The organism is Bacillus sp. NPDC077411 (assembly GCF_044543425.1).
GTDB lineage: Bacteria > Bacillota > Bacilli > Bacillales > Bacillaceae_G > Bacillus_A > Bacillus_A bruguierae.
On record NZ_JBITWA010000006.1, the window covers coordinates 126,199 to 143,918 of the forward strand.

19 protein-coding genes and 1 pseudogene are annotated in these 17,720 nt (G+C 35.9%); 7 read left to right on the plus strand and 13 right to left on the minus strand.

The genetic code is table 11. The features are described from left to right. Position 1: 1 nt before the first annotated feature. From aroE to ACIGHG_RS10515, 3 genes are read right to left on the minus strand one after another with little or no spacing between them, the layout of a single operon-like run. A complete protein-coding gene (gene aroE, locus ACIGHG_RS10505) occupies positions 2-835 on the minus strand; it encodes a shikimate dehydrogenase (protein ID WP_336471192.1) in 834 nt (277 codons plus the stop codon). 14 nt (positions 836-849) lie between these two features. Further along, positions 850-1,956 carry a ribosome biogenesis GTPase YqeH gene (yqeH, locus tag ACIGHG_RS10510; protein ID WP_336471191.1) on the minus strand — a complete coding sequence of 369 codons (1,107 nt, stop codon included), beginning with the start codon at positions 1,954-1,956 and terminating at the stop codon, positions 850-852. A gap of 3 nt (positions 1,957-1,959) precedes the next feature. Next, entirely contained in the window at positions 1,960-2,472 is a 513-nt protein-coding gene (locus ACIGHG_RS10515) for a YqeG family HAD IIIA-type phosphatase (protein WP_090916742.1), read from the minus strand. 384 nt (positions 2,473-2,856) lie between these two features. Here ACIGHG_RS10515 and sda point away from each other — a divergent pair, with 384 nt between their 5' ends. Further along, on the plus strand, positions 2,857-3,012 hold the full coding sequence (sda, locus tag ACIGHG_RS10520) for a sporulation histidine kinase inhibitor Sda (protein ID WP_139207688.1): 156 nt from the start codon (positions 2,857-2,859) through the stop codon (positions 3,010-3,012). A 143-nt stretch (positions 3,013-3,155) separates the two neighbouring features. Here the strand turns inward: sda and ACIGHG_RS10525 are convergent, their stop codons facing one another. From ACIGHG_RS10525 to ACIGHG_RS10535, 3 genes are all read right to left on the minus strand, one after another. Continuing rightward, positions 3,156-3,935, minus strand: a complete 780-nt coding sequence (locus ACIGHG_RS10525; protein ID WP_090916743.1) for a phosphatidylserine decarboxylase — start codon at positions 3,933-3,935, stop codon at positions 3,156-3,158. A 217-nt stretch (positions 3,936-4,152) separates the two neighbouring features. After that, positions 4,153-4,866 carry an RNA polymerase sporulation sigma factor SigK gene (sigK, locus tag ACIGHG_RS10530; protein ID WP_336471190.1) on the minus strand — a complete coding sequence of 238 codons (714 nt, stop codon included), beginning with the start codon at positions 4,864-4,866 and terminating at the stop codon, positions 4,153-4,155. Positions 4,867-5,010: 144 nt separating this feature from the next. Next, positions 5,011-6,495, minus strand: coding sequence for a YcdB/YcdC domain-containing protein (locus tag ACIGHG_RS10535; protein ID WP_336471189.1), 1,485 nt, complete (start codon positions 6,493-6,495; stop codon positions 5,011-5,013). A gap of 438 nt (positions 6,496-6,933) precedes the next feature. Between ACIGHG_RS10535 and ACIGHG_RS10540 the strand changes: the two genes are divergently transcribed. After that, positions 6,934-7,584 (plus strand): GTP pyrophosphokinase, encoded by a 651-nt coding sequence (locus tag ACIGHG_RS10540; RefSeq protein ID WP_336471188.1) that lies wholly within the window; start codon positions 6,934-6,936, stop codon positions 7,582-7,584. 30 nt (positions 7,585-7,614) lie between these two features. On the opposite strand, the gene ACIGHG_RS10545 is transcribed toward ACIGHG_RS10540, so the two are convergent. Together ACIGHG_RS10545 and ACIGHG_RS10550 are read right to left on the minus strand one after the other, a co-directional pair. Continuing rightward, positions 7,615-8,094, minus strand: coding sequence for a hypothetical protein (locus ACIGHG_RS10545; RefSeq protein WP_336471187.1), 480 nt, complete (start codon positions 8,092-8,094; stop codon positions 7,615-7,617). 62 nt (positions 8,095-8,156) lie between these two features. After that, positions 8,157-9,542, minus strand: coding sequence for an alkaline phosphatase (locus tag ACIGHG_RS10550; RefSeq protein ID WP_336471186.1), 1,386 nt, complete (start codon positions 9,540-9,542; stop codon positions 8,157-8,159). Positions 9,543-9,780: 238 nt separating this feature from the next. Between ACIGHG_RS10550 and ACIGHG_RS10555 the strand changes: the two genes are divergently transcribed. Together ACIGHG_RS10555 and ACIGHG_RS10560 are read left to right on the plus strand one after the other, a co-directional pair. Continuing rightward, positions 9,781-10,620 carry a GNAT family N-acetyltransferase gene (locus tag ACIGHG_RS10555; RefSeq protein ID WP_336471185.1) on the plus strand — a complete coding sequence of 280 codons (840 nt, stop codon included), beginning with the start codon at positions 9,781-9,783 and terminating at the stop codon, positions 10,618-10,620. Positions 10,621-10,635: 15 nt separating this feature from the next. Next, on the plus strand, positions 10,636-11,514 hold the full coding sequence (locus ACIGHG_RS10560; protein ID WP_336471184.1) for an alpha/beta fold hydrolase: 879 nt from the start codon (positions 10,636-10,638) through the stop codon (positions 11,512-11,514). A gap of 68 nt (positions 11,515-11,582) precedes the next feature. Here ACIGHG_RS10560 and ACIGHG_RS10565 read toward each other — a convergent pair whose 3' ends face one another. Both ACIGHG_RS10565 and ACIGHG_RS10570 read right to left on the minus strand, forming a co-directional pair. After that, complete coding sequence (locus tag ACIGHG_RS10565; protein WP_336471183.1) at positions 11,583-12,083, minus strand: DoxX family protein; 501 nt, start codon at positions 12,081-12,083, stop codon at positions 11,583-11,585. 341 nt (positions 12,084-12,424) lie between these two features. Beyond that, positions 12,425-13,000 (minus strand): histidine phosphatase family protein, encoded by a 576-nt coding sequence (locus ACIGHG_RS10570; protein WP_396548375.1) that lies wholly within the window; start codon positions 12,998-13,000, stop codon positions 12,425-12,427. A gap of 213 nt (positions 13,001-13,213) precedes the next feature. Here ACIGHG_RS10570 and ACIGHG_RS10575 point away from each other — a divergent pair, with 213 nt between their 5' ends. Then, positions 13,214-13,708, plus strand: a complete 495-nt coding sequence (locus tag ACIGHG_RS10575) for a GNAT family N-acetyltransferase (RefSeq protein WP_396548377.1) — start codon at positions 13,214-13,216, stop codon at positions 13,706-13,708. A 539-nt stretch (positions 13,709-14,247) separates the two neighbouring features. Here the strand turns inward: ACIGHG_RS10575 and ACIGHG_RS10580 are convergent. Together ACIGHG_RS10580 and ACIGHG_RS10585 are read right to left on the minus strand one after the other, a co-directional pair. Then, positions 14,248-14,559: pseudogene (locus ACIGHG_RS10580) on the minus strand (translocation protein TolB); the annotation flags it as partial. A gap of 9 nt (positions 14,560-14,568) precedes the next feature. Beyond that, on the minus strand, positions 14,569-14,874 hold the full coding sequence (locus tag ACIGHG_RS10585; RefSeq protein ID WP_396548379.1) for a hypothetical protein: 306 nt from the start codon (positions 14,872-14,874) through the stop codon (positions 14,569-14,571). A 268-nt stretch (positions 14,875-15,142) separates the two neighbouring features. On the opposite strand from ACIGHG_RS10585, the gene ACIGHG_RS10590 reads away from it, so the two are divergent. Together ACIGHG_RS10590 and ACIGHG_RS10595 are read left to right on the plus strand one after the other, a co-directional pair. Beyond that, positions 15,143-16,900, plus strand: a complete 1,758-nt coding sequence (locus ACIGHG_RS10590) for an aromatic amino acid hydroxylase (RefSeq protein ID WP_396548381.1) — start codon at positions 15,143-15,145, stop codon at positions 16,898-16,900. After that, entirely contained in the window at positions 16,878-17,189 is a 312-nt protein-coding gene (locus ACIGHG_RS10595) for a 4a-hydroxytetrahydrobiopterin dehydratase (RefSeq protein ID WP_098307926.1), read from the plus strand. The genes ACIGHG_RS10590 and ACIGHG_RS10595 overlap by 23 nt, the downstream gene beginning before the upstream one ends. Before the next feature lie 55 nt (positions 17,190-17,244). On the opposite strand, the gene ACIGHG_RS10600 is transcribed toward ACIGHG_RS10595, so the two are convergent. After that, positions 17,245-17,649, minus strand: a complete 405-nt coding sequence (locus ACIGHG_RS10600; RefSeq protein WP_336471178.1) for a DoxX family protein — start codon at positions 17,647-17,649, stop codon at positions 17,245-17,247. Positions 17,650-17,720 lie beyond the last annotated feature (71 nt).

Genomic DNA, 17,720 nt, shown 5'->3' on the forward strand with positions numbered 1-17,720 from the left:
TTTAGCCTCCAAGCTTTTTCATTACTATTTGTTTCATTCGTTCTATATTCGGCAAACGTCCCGTCCAAATTTCAAATGCAAGTGCGCCTTGAAAGACAAACATATCAATGCCATTTTGTACAATCGCTCCATGCGCCTTCGCGTCTTGCAATAACTTCGTTTCAAACGGATTATAAATAATATCAGACACAATGCTTCCTTTTTTCAAATCTCGAATGCGTAGCGGTGTATCTTCTACACGAGGATGCATCCCTACTGTCGTTGTATGGATGATAATATCATACAGTGCTTGTTTATCTGTTGCTTCTTCTAAAGAAAGCGCCGAAGACACGACCTCACTTCTACAATCTGTAATAAGCCGCTCTGCTTTCTCTACTGTACGATTCGCAATGTCAATCTCTTTCACATCAGCATCTGCAAGTGAATAATAAATCGCACGGCACGCACCGCCGGCTCCGAGCAGTAAAATACGTTTGTTCGTTAACGGCTCTTTACTAATAGATTGCAATGAACGAACATATCCAATTCCATCTGTATTATAGCCAATTAATTTCCCGTCTTTATGAAGCACTGTATTGACCGCACCGATTTGTTCTGCCAAAGGATCAATTTCGTCTAGATGCTGCATAATCGAAACTTTGTGCGGTGTTGTCACATTAAACCCAACAACTCCAAGTGCTTTCAATCCCTGCACCGCTTCGCCTAATTCACTCTCTTGAACGAGAAAAGCATGATAATGGGCATCTATCCCTAAATGAGACAATGCATCATTATGCATAAGCGGTGATAAGGAATGTCCAATTGGATTCCCAATTACCCCATATAATTGTTTCATAAGTCCTCACCACTTTAAATTAAAGATTTACGTAATGAAACACTAACTCCTTTTGGTACATGTGCTGCAATTTTTGCGCCCGCTTCATTCACTGTAACCCATCCTAAACCTGAAAATACAACATCTGTTTTCGGTTCATGAATGGTAAACTCATACTTCACGAGCTCAGGCATGTTTTCAAGTTCTTCTGGTGTTGGCGGATTTAATAATCCCCCGGCATGATTTTCATACAACGCATCTGCTTTTTCAAGCTTCGTACGATGAATCGTAAGACGGTTCGATAAATGACAAATAAACGAGCGACGACCACCACTTATATAATCAAATCGTGCTAGTCCACCAAAGAATAACGTTTGCTCTTCATTCAGTTGAAAGACCATCGGTTTAATTTCTTTTGTTGGCGTAATTATTTTTAAGCTTTGCTTTCCAACGTAATGCGCCATTTGATGATGATTAATAATCCCTGGTGTATCATATAAAGATGAATTTTCATCAAGCGGAATGTCAATTAAGTCTAGCGTTGTACCTGGGAAATGCGATGTCGTAATAACATTTTCCGTTTCTTCACTAAACGTTTTAATAATACGGTTAATAAACGTTGATTTTCCGACATTTGTACATCCAACAACATACACATCTTTTCCATCACGGTATTGTTCAATCGCGTTCGCAAGCTCTTCAATACCTTGACCTTTTGCTGCACTAATTAAGAAAACATCTTCCGGCTTTAAGCCAAGTTGCTTTGCACTATAGCGCATCCAATGTGTAAGTTTTTCCTGTTTTACTGATTTCGGAATTAAATCCGCCTTGTTACCGACAAGAAGTACTTTATTATTTCCAACAAAGCGATGCAGACCCGGAAGCCAGCTTCCACTAAAGTCAAAAATATCAACAATTTTAACAACTAATGCATCAGATTGTCCAATTCCATTTAAAATGCGTAAAAAATCATCATCTGTTAATGACACATCTTGAATTTCATTGTAATGCTTTAAGCGAAAACAACGCTGACAAATGATATGTTCTTTCTCTAACGAAGAAGCGGGTGCATAACCAACTTCATTTTTATTTTCTGTTTGGATGGCAACGCCGCATCCAATACATTTAAATGTCTCAGTCAAACTTTATTCCTCCCAATTAATTAAACCTTTTTTCTTCATGTTACGCATAATTCTACGCTCAATCTTTCGATTAAAACGAGTCATAAATCCATCTGTTTTTGCAACTGGAACAACTAAAATCGTATGCAATCCAACACGATTACCTCCAAGCACATCTGTTAATACTTGATCTCCAATCACAACTACTTCTTCCGCACGTAGATTCATTTTCGTTAGTGCTCGTTTAAAAGCACGAACAAGTGGCTTACGTGCACTATGAATAAACGGAATACCAAGTGGATCAGCAAAATCTTTTACACGTTGTTCGTTATTATTCGAAACAACTGTCACTTGAATGCCGTGTTCCTTCATTTTTGCAAACCATTCTTCCAATTGCGGTGTCGCATTCGGACGATCCCATTCAATCAAGGTATTATCTAGATCAGTAATAATTCCTTTTATGCCTCGGTTTTTTAATTCTTCAGGTTGAATATGATACACGTTTTTCACATATTCATTCGGTAAAAATAAACTCAATATCTTTCACCTCTTTGAGGAGTTTTGTAAAGTTCAACTTCCAATTTGAGAGCGGTTTTCTCTCAAATTGGTTAGCTTGAACTTATCGGGCTCTTACAGAAAGTCATTCTTCTCGTAACTTTCTGTAAGAGCGTGATAAATTATCTAACAGTTACTGCCTGTTAAAGTTAGATAAAATTTTTCGACAGCATTTTTCGATTATGCATCTGTGGATAAACTTGTACACAATTTCCCACCTGTTAAATTCAGGGAATTCGAAAATTATCAACAATTTTTACACATCTTATCCACTACAGAATGTGGATAATCAACAGATTGTGACATAAGACAATTTTTGGTACATTAAATGAGACAAATTTCCTTTTTCGCAGGAGGTGAACCGCCTTGACGGCGAAACATATGGAACAGTTATCTACTGAATTACTCACCGAGTCTTATTATAAAGCAAAAGAGCTAAAATTAAATCCTGACTTCATTTTACTTATTAAACAAGAAATCATTAGACGCTCATTAGAGGACAAGCTTTTAAAATCGTCTTGAGTATATATACAGTAAAACTTCCATAGGTGGCATTTAACCGCTTATGATTAGTTGAACGAGATTCCCTAAAGACTTACTGCCTATTATGCCAGAAATAGATACTGCTTCACCTGTAAAAAGAGCCATCTTATAAGACGGCTCTTTTATAATCGAGTTGCAACTTTCTCACCAACACGAACCTCTTGTCCACTAGCTAATGATTGAACGACTTCAACCATACCTTTTTCAAATAATAGCACGACTGTGGAGCCAAATGTAAAATAGGCCATCTCTTCACCTTTTTGCATAGTTTCTCTCTCATGCAACAGTTCAATACTATTCACAAACATTGCACCTACTTTAACAAGCGCCATCCGCTCGCCTTTGCTCTCTATCTCTGTTACAGATCGATAGTTTTTAGATAACGTATCTTTTCCATATTTCATACCTGCTGCATTAACAGGATATGACTTCCTTCCAAGTACAAAGCGCTCTGTCACTGTACCAGAAAGTGGACTGTGAATACGATGGTAGTGGCTTGGACTTAAATAAATAACCATGTATGTACCACCTGCGTAACGCGTTGCCCTTTCGTCCGTACCAAGCATGTCTACAATAGAATACTGTTTTCCTTTGATTTCAAACATTTTTGCCTCATTAATGGGACCATGATCTGCAAAAACGCCATCAACCGGACTCACAATAGTAGACTCTTCTGTATCAATTGATCGTTTACCCTCTTTTAATTTACGCGTAAATAATTCATGAAGCGTTCGATACTCTTTTAAATCCTTCTCCATCTCATCTTGTTTAATTTGAAATACTTTCGCATAAGATGGAATAATAGTTGAGCTTAAACGAGACTGTGCAAATTTACGCAATATATAGGACGTAAAACGACCGTTTGTAAGTTCAATCAATAATCGATATAACGTACGTCGCAAACTGCGAAACCCCCTACTATGATATATAATGTTGGAATAAGACCCTTACATATAGTTTTTCCTATTCTTGTTTCTATATCATAAATTATTAGCACCTTTTAATATTACAGATAGAACCCATCATTTTCAACCGTGAACATAGATTTATCATAGAAGCTTCATTTTATTTAAAGAAGAAAAGTGCCTGCTTTCGAATAAAAGCAAGCACTTTTCTTCTTTAATGTTTCCCTTTCTTTTCCTTCTCCGCACGAACAAATTCATGAAACATCTTCATTAATGCCCGCTTCTCAATACGTGATACATAGCTCCGCGATATACCAAGTGCTTTCGCAATCTCCCGCTGCGTTTTTTCTTTCTCCATACCAAGACCAAATCGGTTTACAATCACTTCTTTTTCCCGTTCATCTAATATGTCGATATACTCTTTAATTTTCTCAAGCTCCATACTCAGTTGAATCGTATCAATTACATCTTCTGATTCTGACTTTAAAATATCGATTAAGGAAATCTCATTCCCTTCCTTGTCCTGTCCAATTGGGTCATGAAGAGAAACGTCTTTTTTCGTTTTCTTTAATACACGTAAATGCATTAAAATTTCATTTTCAATGCAACGAGCCGCATATGTTGCTAGTTTCGTTCCTTTTCCTTGCGAATAGCTTTCAATTGCCTTAATTAAACCTATCGTGCCAATGGAAATTAAATCTTCTGCATCTTCTCCTGTATTTTCAAATTTCTTCACAATATGTGCCACAAGACGTAAATTATGCTCGATGAGGAGATTTCTTGCATGCGCATCCCCTTGCTCCATAAGCTCTAAGTACTTCCTTTCCTCATCAGGCGACAACGGCTGTGGAAATGCATTATTTTTGACATACGATACGAAAACAAACATTTCACGAATCATATATCCAATTGCGGCGAACAGACTCAACCTCTTCACCCCCGCAAAAATAGTGGTCTTTACTATTTGTATGTGAGCGAGTGATTGTTTGTGTCTGTACAGCTTTATGGACAAGGCGAAAAACATTCCTTAATAGTTTGTTTTTTGTTTATTCATTTTCTAGATACAATCATTTCAAACTTTCCACCAAATTGCTTTTCCCGTACTCGCATCTATATAGCGAATTTCTCGTCTACCGCTATAATCTCCATTATATTTCTCATTGATTTCTGCCGTTGTTTGGCTATAAATAAGTTGATACCGAGGAGACTCTTGTTCACCTTCTTCAAACCACCTTAATTCTGCACGAAGCGATTGACAATACCGCTCTAACGCTTGCTCTTTACTCACTTTCACTTCCTTGTCATAAGTGAGCAGCTTTTGAATAAGACTTTGCGATGTACCACTATACATTCTTATTCGGCCGGTTTCTCCATCCACAACGACGCGCACCAACTCACCTTCTATCCGAATACCATTTACATATACGTAAAAATAAAAGTGTCCTGGATCTTCCTCATTCCGATCGTCTTGATTGCTCCAAACCCGAAGATATTGTTCGTAATTTGGAAATACCTTTCCTAAAAATTGTAGTGCTTTTGCAAAACATTGTTCACGAGTTAATACAGGTTTTCCTCCGTGACTTCCTTGCTCATAATATTCAAGCAATTCATTTGTTTCTTTATCTATTTTCACGATAATTGACGTTTCATACTGCAACATATGAAAATGTTGCTTCCAGTACGCATCGAAAGATTTGTCATATTCTTCTGTATCACCTTGTTTATCTGGTAACTTTGCCCAAACAATTGTCTTCTCTGTTTCCCCCTCTTCTTCACGTACTTTCTTCATGACGTTTTTATCAATATTAAATAAATGATCAATATTTACTTCCAGTTGTGGTTTCTCACTTAAAGCTGGCAATTCCCTTGTTTCAATCACATAATGACTACGATCATGCAAGTCTTCCCCAGTATGTACATGAATAAAAGCATGTGAAGGAATCGGTTCATATACAAGATAATAACCTTCTTCTATTTCGCCATCCTCCCATTCAAACAACGAATTGGAAAGATGTATAAAGATAGGCTCCATACTCTGTCTTTGCTTCAACTGTTTTGTAACAACTTCTTTCTCTACAATAGAACACGGCCACAATGGTTTTTCCTTTATGCCCTCGTTTCTAAATTTAATAACACTCCCATATACATCAACTTCAACTACACAACCTGTTCGAGGCAACGAATACCCATTTACTTCCTGCCTATATTCAATAGAAACACTCTCTTTTCTTTCATTCATATAAATAGCTGTACATTCTTTATATGTATGCGATGCATGTTGCTGCAAGAATGCATCCGCAATGCTTTTTCCTTGCTCTTTACTTACACTTAGCTGCTTTGGGGCACACTCTTTATGTATGGATAATTCCATTAACTCTCCTGTTTCTTTTTGTAAACAGACTTGAATGTATTCTTCAGGATTCTCCTGTTTCTCCCACCATAATAAATGAACATCTTCATTTACTTTTTCATCATCAACAACAAGTTTATAATCATGTGGAATTTCAAGAATATGTGCTACCTGTTGCACTCTCTTTCTATCTACTTGATTCATCATATCCCCCCTATGACAAAAAATATATCTATTTCATATTACACAAAATTATCTTTATTTTGTATAAATGGGGTTAGTAGAAATTTATAAAATTATGGCTGATTCCAAAAAAAGTCCCCATTACAAAAAATATCATAATCACTATTAGCACTATACTGGAACCCCACAAAACCATTTTGTCTTTACCATTTTGCGGACCAACTAAAGAGAATACAAAAAAGACAACAAACTGAAACAATTTGTTCATACGAAATTCACATCAATCGATTAGTATAAAGAGTGTACAGATTTTACATACAATAAATCCCACATATAAAGGAGGAACATCTAATGAAAACACGTTATCGCTTTATGATCTCATCATTCGCAGCATGTGCGTATATGATTTGGTATTTAGTTTAAGCAACCTTACTTTCCAAATAAGAAAAAGGTGTGTATAAAATGGAGTATAACCAAACAACAGTTAATTACTGGAAAGCATTTGTATTGCCTTATACATTTGCTCTTGAAGAACTGAAAACAAAATTCGAAATTATGAACCGGGAAGCGCAGTTTCTAGATGACTACAACCCGTTTGAACATATAAAAACACGATTAAAACAACCAAAAAGTATTATCAAAAAGCTAGAACGAAAAAACTTAGCACCAACTGTCGAAAACGCCCAACAACATTTATTCGATATTATTGGGATTCGAATTACATGTTGTTTCGTGGAAGATATTTATTATTTAAGAAAATTGATAGAAAAACGAACAGATATGGAAATCGTAGAAGTTAAAGATTATATTAAAGTACCAAAACCAAACGGCTATAAAAGTCTCCATATGATTATTAAGTACCCATTAGCATTAAATTCAGGAACACAAGATGTTTTTGCGGAGATTCAATTACGTACGTTAGCAATGGATTTCTGGGCAAGTTTAGAACATAAAATGTATTATAAATATGAAGGAAATATCCCTGAGTATTTAAAAAACGAATTACATGATGCTGCGATGAAAGCTGAAGAACTTGATGATAAGATGGCATCTATCCGCCAAGATATTGATGAAATTGGAGCGTGTTCAGAGCGCATTTTATTACCTGTGTAAAAGAAGTTCTCTATTTTAGAGAACTTCTTTTTATCCTTTCCCAATCACACGCACCTCTTCTACCTTCCATACATCATTTTCTTTCCCTACGGTGTAACGCACTTTCTTTTGAACAGATTCTTCTTTCTCTTTTGTTTCTACAACAGCATACTCTCCTTCAAAATTTTCTACATGAAAATCCAATAGGTCGATTTTTTTATTCTTATTTTTAAACTCTGCTTGTTTTTGGGCTTTTGTATCCTCTAACCCTAATGACTTTGTCGAAAAAAGTGCCATATGCCCCTCAAAGTTTTTCTCATTTATTGTTTGAATATATGAGTCTATTAACTTTTTAATTGTTTGTTCTTCTTTCTCCGGTATAGGCTTTGTCATCTTTTTATTTTTCTCTTTTTTATATACCGTTTCTTCCTTTTTCATTGTATCGTTTTGCACTTTTTCTTGTGAACTGCATCCGCATAATTGAAGACTTATGATTCCTACAATCCCCAATTTTTTTAGTACTCGTTTCATATATCTCCCCTCCAAACTGAAAAAGAAAAAGCAAGGCAAAGCAGCCCCGCTTTTTCTCCATATTAGCGTTTACCTTTATTTGGGTCACCGCCGCCAACAATATCAAATACACGTTTTGCTAAGTTTGTATTTTCTTGAACGCCAGCAAATAAATATTTTCCTGGTCCAAATGCATAGACACCAACATCTTCACCAGTATGACCATCCGTCGTCCATCCTGTATAAGAGCGCTTGTTAAAGATGGATTCAATTGCATTATCAATTTTTGTTACATCTTTTGACGGTGCAACATCATTTACAGACTTCATTTCTTCTGGTGTTAATTCTAAATCAATATACTTTTTCAATGTTTCTTCAACATTTGCCCCTTTAGCAATTTCAGCCGCCATAAAGTCAGGTGTACGTTTTGCTGCTTTAATTGGTTTTACATCAAAATTGTACTCGCCTTTTGTTCCAAGAGAGAAGCCGCCAGTAGAATGGTCAGCAGTTGCTACAACTAATGTATGTTTATCTTTTTTCGCAAACTCAATTGCTGCCTTAAATGCTCTTTCAAAGTCTTCCATTTCACTCATCGCTGCGACAACATCATTATCATGACCAGCCCAGTCAATTTGGCTACCCTCTACCATTAAGAAGAAACCATTTTTGTTTTTATTTAAGCGATCAATCGCTGCGTTCGTCATTTCTGCTAAAGAAGGCGCTTTATCATTGCGATCAATCATTTTATCAAAACCGCCTGGTGCAAATAAACCAAGAATTTGGTCACTCTTATCATTTAATAATTGCTGACGATCTGTTACATAGCTATAACCATCTTTTTTAAATTCTTCTGTAAGATTGCGATCTTTTCTTACAAAGTTATTTACGCCGCCGCCAAGAAGAACGTCTACTTTATGCTTACCATTAATTTTTTCATCGAAGTAATCATTTGCAATCGCATCCATATTTTTCCTACTAACATCGTGTGCACCGAAAGCCGCTGGTGTTGCATGCGTAATTTCAGAAGTTGCAACTAAACCTGTAGATTTCCCGCGTTCTTTCGCTTGCTCTAATACCGTCTTTACGTTTGTTTTGTCATTATCCACTGCTATAGCTGCATTATATGTTTTAATCCCTGATGACATTGCAGTAGCAGCAGAAGCTGAGTCTGTAATATTTTGATGCTCATCTTCTGGATATGTAACTTGTGTTCCTACAAGGTGTTTATCAAATTCCGTTTGCTCCATCTCAAATGTTTTTGGGTTATCTTTCATATAACGATGTGCTGTCATATAAGAAGGTCCCATACCATCCCCTATTAAGACAATTACATTTTTAATCTTTGTATCATTCTCTTTTTCGTCTGCTTTAATAACATCTGAACGCGTCATATTCCATGTAACAATTGAAGTAAGTGCTAACGATGAAACAACTGCAAATGGCCATGCTTTCTTCATAAATTTTTTCACTTTATAAGTCCCCCCTAAATTATTAATTCAATTCCCATTACCCAATGTAATAGAAAACTGTTAAGGTAAAATGAGAAAAATGTAAATGTTTTGTTAATTGTTGATGATTATCGTTACAATGTGCATTTCTTTGTCGTTTTATTTCTTGACCTAACATTATTTTTTTCATGTCAAACTGAATGTTTTAAATGCATATGCTAAAATGGATTAGCATATGGAAATTTAAGGGGGATAATATATGGAAGTAAAAATATTAAATAGATCTGATATATCACAGCTATTATCTCTTTGTAATGATGTAGGATGGTTACACGATATGTCATTTATGAAGGAGCAATTCGAGACATACCTTTCTGTCGGTACTTTATTTGGTCATGATAACGAAGGTCAGCTCGTCTCTTGTATTGCTGTTTTTCCATATAAAACAGGATTTACTTCTCTTGGTATGCTTATTGTCCATCCAGATTTTCAGCGCAGAGGATTAGGGCGTTCTTTGCTAGATATTTGTATGAAAAATTCTCCGCCATTACAACCTGTTACACTCATTGCAACGGATGCTGGCGCGCCTTTATATCATGCATATGGATTTCATACAGTTACTTCTATTCATCGATTTGAACGAAATAAAACAACAACAAAACTCGGTTCCTTTGCTACTCGTACAATCAAAAGTCAGGATCTTAACACACTCATTCAATTCGATTACATAGCAAGCGGCGCTCATCGTTCTAAGCTGTATTCAATACTGTTACATAGAGCACACCTTGCATTAAAAATCGAAAAAAATGATAGACTCGAAGCTTTCGCATTATGTATCCGAAAAGGAGATACCTTATCTGTTACTCCCCTTATCGCTAGCAATGAAGAGGATGCCTTGCATTTACTGCTATCCATATGTAACCAATGGAATGGAACTGTTCGTATCGATGTTCCACATACACAAAAAAGCTTTAGAGATAAACTCCTATCATTTGAGTTTGAAGAAACGCTGCTTTCTCCTTTCATGATAAAAAACGGAGAAAATCTCCCTGGTAAGCGCGATTTTATATTTACTATGATGGATGCAGCACTATGCTAGAAAGGGGAAAACATTTTGAAACGATGGAAGCTTTACATGCTCAGCTGCTTTGTTCTCACAACATTATCGGGCTGCAGTACAATCGAAAAACAAACAGAAAAAGCAACGCAAGTAAAAGAAACAATTGAAACAAAACTAGAGACAAAAGAAAAAATGATTGAAATTGATGGACAAACCATTTACTTCAAACAAATCGGGAAAAATAAACCTCCTTTACTTATGCTTCATGGCTTTGGAGGTTCATCAAATGGATTTAGTGATCTTTATCCCGATTTAGCAAAAAATCATACCGTTATCGCTGTCGATATTTTAGGCTTCGGCCATTCTTCAAAGCCGATGGATTTTCGCTACTCCTTTCCAAACCAAGCAAACTTATATTATAAATTAATGAAAAAATTAGGCTATGATACATTCGCTATATTAGGACACTCTATGGGCGGAGAAATTTCTTTAAATTTAACATACTTGTATCCTGATGCAGTAACCCACCTTATTTTAACGGATGCCATAGGTGCAGAAACTTTACAGCACGGGAAAGGATCTCCAAAACCAAAATTATCAAATGATTTAAGTACAGTCTCTACTCCGAAAGAATTTCGCGAGGAAGAGGTAAAGAATAAACGTGAAGATACAGCACATCATGATGAGCTGGGTAAAATGTGGCCACGCCGTTTACGCATTAACGCTGATGAAATTCAACTACCAACGTTACTTATTTGGGGAAGACATGATCAAAGCGTTTCCTGGCAAAAAGGCGAAACGTATCATCAGTTCTTAAAAAACAGTACATTTCATATTATCGAAGAAGGCGAACATGCACCATTTCGTCAACAGCCGAAAGAGTTTATACAGTATGTTGATGAGTTTTTCAAGAAACATCCTACTAAGTCGTAATTTTTCACAGAAAATCACTTCAAATTCCTTAAAAGGGGTATCTCATGATGAGATACCCCTTTTATACACTAAGCAGCTTGATTTTTATAATTGCGTGATTTTTTATTGAAAATTTTTGATAAAATAAATCCATCTACACCAAATTTGCCAGCATTATAACCTGCAACTAGAATCAACATAGACAAAATTACTAATTGTGGATTCACGCCTGTTGACCCACTAAACATATAGGAAAAGTTCATTAAAAGGCCAAAAAATACAGCTGTTTTTGTTAAACAACCAACAATTAATCCTATTCCAACTAAAATTTCTCCCCATGTAACTAAAAAATTAAATAGCTCTACATTTGGAATTGCTACTTCTTTTAAAAAGGATGCCCACCATGATTGCACCGCTGGCTGAGCTCCTGATGCTTTTTCAATTGCTCCTTTTAAATAACCTGTTGCGTCAAATCCACCACCTGTTAGCTTTTTCATCCCTGCCATAAGCCACGTATATCCAACATAAATGCGCACTACTGCTAGTAAAAAGGAAACGGCTTTGTTCTCTCTTAAAAACTGAATAACCATACAGTCCTCCTGATTTTTGTAATTTAATAAGTTACATGAATACAACAACATTCGTAACCACTTTTTGTTTCATTCATTATGATTGCTTTTTATCAACTTTGACAAAATACTTTTAACGTACGTTATATAACCACTTTTATTTGCAAATAAAAACTTGAACCTATAATAACACAAACGATAATGATTTTCATTATTATTCAAAAAAATATTTTCTCAATATGAAATGTACTTATTCTATGAAAAAGCATATTTTGAGATCGAAGTCTTACTACCCCTTAGAGAAGATAACGCAAATATAAAACACCATTATCTCCTCTTGTTCATGAAACATTTATTTCTTACTATAATTGAATTTCATACACCCCTGTTTCCTCTAAAAAGTCTTCCCTCGTTAACACTTGTTTCATTACATATTGCCTATATGCCGTAATCGTTCCGTCATGAGAAACAATAACCACACGTGATGCTTCTAACGTTTTACACCATTCTATGAAGCTACTAGCAGCTTTACAAAATGCAGGCCCTGCAATCGTATTAACCCCATTTCTCCATAACATTTCATTCTGTTCTTCAGCTAATAAAAATTGTGAAAATAACTGTTGAACATCCTTTTGACTTAATATCTTGTCACAAGGCAACGTTCTTGCGCCTTCTCGATACGGAAAAATACGTGGTGAAATATACGGATGAACAAACTTTCTACAAGCAACTTGCTCACTCCATAGCGCAGCTGTCTGTAATGTTCGGACTGCCGGACTTGCAATCAATATATCACTCTCACGTAAAGGAAGTTGTTCCCGCAGCGCTAATGCCTGCTCTCTCCCCTTATTAGTCAGGGATGGATGCTCCATTCGCAAGCTATCTGGTAAATTGTTTGTATGCTCTCCTTCTCCGTGCCTTACAAAAATAAGATTCATATTAAAATCCCTTTCTCGTATTGAAATGAACTCTCTTCTTCACCGTTATCCTTCTCCTCTTTACAAAAAAATCCTCTCTTTATATAAAAGAGAGGAGCAACGTATATATAAATTTAAGGGGGAAACATAGTAAGATCGTTCCATTCTTACAGGAGTTTACCATCTATACAACGAATGTAATTCGTTACATAAAAATAGAAATGAGTGATAACAATGATTCGCGAAATTACAGAAGCAGATGCAGCTCCCTTTTTGAAACTATGTCAAACGATTGATCAGGAAACAAATTTTTTGTTATTTGAGCCTAATGAGCGAAACTTTACGATTGAGAAGCAAAAATCTATAATTCAAACTCTTCTCTCTCCGTATAATTCAACACTTCTAGTAGCTGAGAAAGACGAGCAACTTGTTGGATATATAATGGCTCGCGGCGGAGCAGTAAAGCGAAAACAACATACTGCATATTTAGTCATCGGCGTGCTTCAAGAGTATTCAGGCCAAGGAATCGGCAAACAATTACTACATGAAATTGAACAGTGGGCCCGCACACAACAATTACTTCGTCTAGAATTAACAGTCATGTCTCATAACGAAATAGCCATTGCGTTATATAAAAAGATGGGATTTGTTATTGAAGGTGAAGCAGTGCATGGTGTGATTGTTGATGGACAGCCAAGAAATGAATATTATATGGCGAAGATTTTATAAAAGACTTAGGTGATGCAAAATGAACCCTTTTTTTATTGATATATGTAAAGTACAGCCAAGTCAATTGTTTCTAAGCAATGACAAAATAATGAGACTGCAACAGACCTTTTGACCATCTGCGTTTGCTTTTCATACACCATTACCTATCAAACAATTAGACGATAAAATTATTTTTACAGATGGTCATACCCGTGCATATTTATATTGGCAAGCAAATATAAAAGAGATTCCTGTCCATTGGGATGACGACCCATTACATTATGACTTATATAAATTATGTGTAGATTGGTGTCTATCAGAAAATATTTTTCATATCAGTCATTTACAGCATCGGATTTTACCTCATTCACAATATGAAGTTCAATGGATACAACGCTGCATAAATGCCGAAAAATCTATGACAAACTATACACTCTTTTAATATGCGTCTCTTCAAACAGAGAACGCATATTTTATTCTTGTACCGATACAACATGTTCCCAATCTCGTTTCTCATAATAGTTTGCTGCTTCATCTATATTGTGAATCCATTTTCTATCAGGTGACCATTGATAGTTTATCGCATCCGCTCGGAAGGGTGTGACCTTTTTCCCATCTGAAATTCGGTATAATTCAAGCTGGTTTGCGTCTTTCCCTTTTGCATAAGTAAGCCACTTCCCATCATATGACCACTTTCGATTCACAATATGTTCTCCTTTTGTTACCTGCTTTTCTTTTCCATTTATTTCTATCTATAGTTGATGATTACGAATAAAAGCAACTTGTACTGGTACACTTTCCGCATAACTACTTGAAACTGCGCTAAAGAAAACACAAACAAACATGAAAAACTGAAACATACTTTTAAGCATATAAATACCTCACTTTATAAGCTTTGCAATTCTCTGCATTCCTTTTATAAAAAATAGCATGCTAATTCCCCATGATGAGCCGGCAAGTCCAATATAAAGCGAATTATATTCCGACTCCATCCCCTCTCCAACAGGCGGTTCTTGTAAAATATATACCCAAGCTGCAATCCCAAAACTTAGAAATATAAGATGACTAAAAAACCATCCATATACACTACATTTTGTTTTCCACCATAGCAGTGCAGCAATAACAAAAGACAACATTAAAAAGATTGTTGCCCCGTGTATTAATAATGATAATATCTCTTGCTCCATTGCCACAATTATCCCCTACTTTTTTCTTATAGCATTTCGCTACTCAAACGAAGAGTATGCAAAATTTATTAAAAACAAATCTTTATCACGTTTACCTAAAAAACTACAAGTAGGTTAGTACTACAATTTTTTTCTATTTGCACCAAAAGAAATGTTAAACAATTCGGAATCTTGTGATAAAATTAAAAGCGCTTACATTATTCTGAAAGGAGCTGCGCGTATACCACATGTAACATCTTATTTTTTCACTTAAAAGGAGGATGTATATATGACCAAAAAAACAGAAATTCCATCACATTTAAAACCGTATGTATCAAAGCAGCATTACGATCAATACACACCAGTTGATCATGCTGTATGGCGCTACATTATGAGACAAAATCATAACTTTTTAAAAGACGTTGCACATCCAGCTTATGTAAATGGATTGCAATCTTCCGGGATTAACATAGATGCCATTCCAAAAGTAGAAGAAATGAATGATTGTTTAGCACCAAGCGGTTGGGGTGCTGTGACAATTGACGGATTGATTCCTGGCGTCGCATTCTTTGATTTTCAAGGACATGGGCTTCTGCCCATTGCGACAGATATTCGCAAAGTAGAAAATATTGAATATACACCCGCTCCGGATATCGTTCATGAAGCTGCTGGTCATGCTCCAATCTTACTTGATCCTACATATGCAAAGTACGTGAAATTATTTGGGAAGATTGGAGCAAAAGCTTTCTCGACAAAAGAAGAACACGAATTATTTGAAGCAGTTCGCCAATTAACGATTGTAAAAGAAAGCCGGACGTCTACACCAGAAGAAGTTATAGCAGCAGAAAAAGAAGTGGAAGAAAAACAAAAACATATTTCCGGCCTATCAGAAGCAGAACAAATTTCGCGTCTATTCTGGTGGACAGTAGAATACGGGCTAATTGGGGATCTACAAAACCCGAAAATTTACGGTGCCGGTCTCCTTTCCTCTGTTGGTGAAAGTAAGCATTGTTTAACTGATGCAGTCAAAAAAGTACCTTTCTCTATTGAAGCATGTATTCAAACAACTTATGATGTAACGAAAATGCAACCGCAACTGTTTATTTGTCAATCGTTTGAAGAGCTTATTGACTCCCTTGAAGCATTCTCAGAAACAATGGCATTCAAATTAGGCAATGCAGAAGGTTTAGATAAAGCACTGCGCTCTGAAAATACAGCAACAGTAGAGCTAAACAGCGGATTACAAATTACAGGTACGCTCGCTGAAATCGTAAAAAATAAAAACGGCGAAGCAATTTATATGAAAACAAATAGCCCGACGGCATTAGCAATTCACCATATACAATTACAAAATCATTCTACAGCTGTACATCAAGACGGTTTCGGTACACCAATTGGTTTATTACAAAATGATATCGCATTAGAGTCTTGTACGGATGAAGAATTACGCACATTAGGAATCGTTATTGGTAATAAGGCTGAGCTTATTTTTAAAAGTGGTGTACATGTAATAGGACTAGTAAGTGATATGATTAGAAATAAAGAAAAAGTCGCTGTCATTTCGTTTACAAACTGTACAGTAACGCTAAAAGACCGCTTATTATTTGATGCATCATGGGGTACATTTGACATGGCAGTTGGCTCGGCTATTACTTCTGTATTCCCCGGGGCAGCAGATCCAGCAGCATTCTTCCAGGCGGATGACGAAGAAGAAACAACACCTGCACCGCGTATTCAATCAGAACTAGAAAACATGTACGAAGCAGTTCGTAACATTCGTGGTGAAGGTTCACTACATGAACAGCACATAGAACAGCTTGTCGCGATTTATCACGTACTAGAACGATTTTATAAAAAAGAATGGTTACTGCGCCTTGAAATTTTAGAGTTGTTACAAGAACATAAAGTGGAGAAGCCAGAACGTGCAACATTGGTCCAACAACTTTCATCCTTTACAGATAATGAAGCTGTGCAGCGTTTAATCAATAATGGACTTGCTTTACTTCCCATAAAGGATGTGACAAATAATGCAACGACTAACCAATGAAGAGGTACAAGAAGAGTTAATGAAGTTGGATAAATGGACAGTAAAAGACGAAAAATGGATTGAACGAAAATACATGTTCTCCGACTACTTAAAAGGTGTAGAATTTGTTTCTGAAGCGGCCAAACTATCAGAAGAACGCAATCACCATCCATTTATCCTTATCCAGTATAAAGCAGTGATTATTACATTGTCATCATGGAATGCAAAAGGATTAACAAAACTCGATTTTGAAATGGCAAAGCAGTTTGATGAGATGTTTTTACAGAATGAAAAAGCAATAGTACGATAATTTACAGTGAACCAGACAGAAACTTTTCTGCTGGTTCCTTTCATTTTATGTTAAATTAGTCTTTCTTCAAAATCGTAGCTTTTAAGAAACGATCTACAAACCCTTCTGCTTTTACAACAAATAAATACAGACCCATTGTTAATAACGCTAAGTCTAATTCATATCCAGGATGTTTTCCATCTCCTAATAAACCAAACGGTCCGTTTACCTTTACAATTGCTCCAACTAAAATAAGTGCAAATAATAATCCTACGTATCTTACACCTAAACCGATAATTAATAACGCACCGCCAACTACTTCTACTGTTGCAACACCATAAGCAAGACCACCTGGTAAACCAATACTTGTAAACCAACCTGCAATATTATCGATTCCTGCTTGAAATTTCTTTAAACCATGAGCAAAAAATATAATTCCTAATACAACTCGAATAATTAAATTACCAATATATTGATTCATCTTTTCTCTCCTTTTTGTTTTGTAATACAAAACTTTTATTAACATTACAAAACATACACTAAAAATTTTTA

What these genes read in the sequence shown, in the direction of transcription:
- ACIGHG_RS10590 (WP_396548381.1), top strand. Translation starts at nt 15,143, where the DNA reads ATGACCAAAAAAACAGAAATTCCATCACATTTAAAACCGTATGTATCA.
- aroE (WP_336471192.1), bottom strand. Translation starts at nt 835, where the DNA reads ATGAAACAATTATATGGGGTAATTGGGAATCCAATTGGACATTCCTTA.
- ACIGHG_RS10585 (WP_396548379.1), bottom strand. Translation starts at nt 14,874, where the DNA reads ATGGAGCAAGAGATATTATCATTATTAATACACGGGGCAACAATCTTT.
- ACIGHG_RS10600 (WP_336471178.1), bottom strand. Translation starts at nt 17,649, where the DNA reads ATGAATCAATATATTGGTAATTTAATTATTCGAGTTGTATTAGGAATT.
- ACIGHG_RS10535 (WP_336471189.1), bottom strand. Translation starts at nt 6,495, where the DNA reads ATGATGAATCAAGTAGATAGAAAGAGAGTGCAACAGGTAGCACATATT.
- ACIGHG_RS10575 (WP_396548377.1), top strand. Translation starts at nt 13,214, where the DNA reads ATGATTCGCGAAATTACAGAAGCAGATGCAGCTCCCTTTTTGAAACTA.
- ACIGHG_RS10555 (WP_336471185.1), top strand. Translation starts at nt 9,781, where the DNA reads ATGGAAGTAAAAATATTAAATAGATCTGATATATCACAGCTATTATCT.
- ACIGHG_RS10570 (WP_396548375.1), bottom strand. Translation starts at nt 13,000, where the DNA reads ATGAATCTTATTTTTGTAAGGCACGGAGAAGGAGAGCATACAAACAAT.
- ACIGHG_RS10565 (WP_336471183.1), bottom strand. Translation starts at nt 12,083, where the DNA reads ATGGTTATTCAGTTTTTAAGAGAGAACAAAGCCGTTTCCTTTTTACTA.
- ACIGHG_RS10540 (WP_336471188.1), top strand. Translation starts at nt 6,934, where the DNA reads ATGGAGTATAACCAAACAACAGTTAATTACTGGAAAGCATTTGTATTG.
- ACIGHG_RS10545 (WP_336471187.1), bottom strand. Translation starts at nt 8,094, where the DNA reads ATGAAACGAGTACTAAAAAAATTGGGGATTGTAGGAATCATAAGTCTT.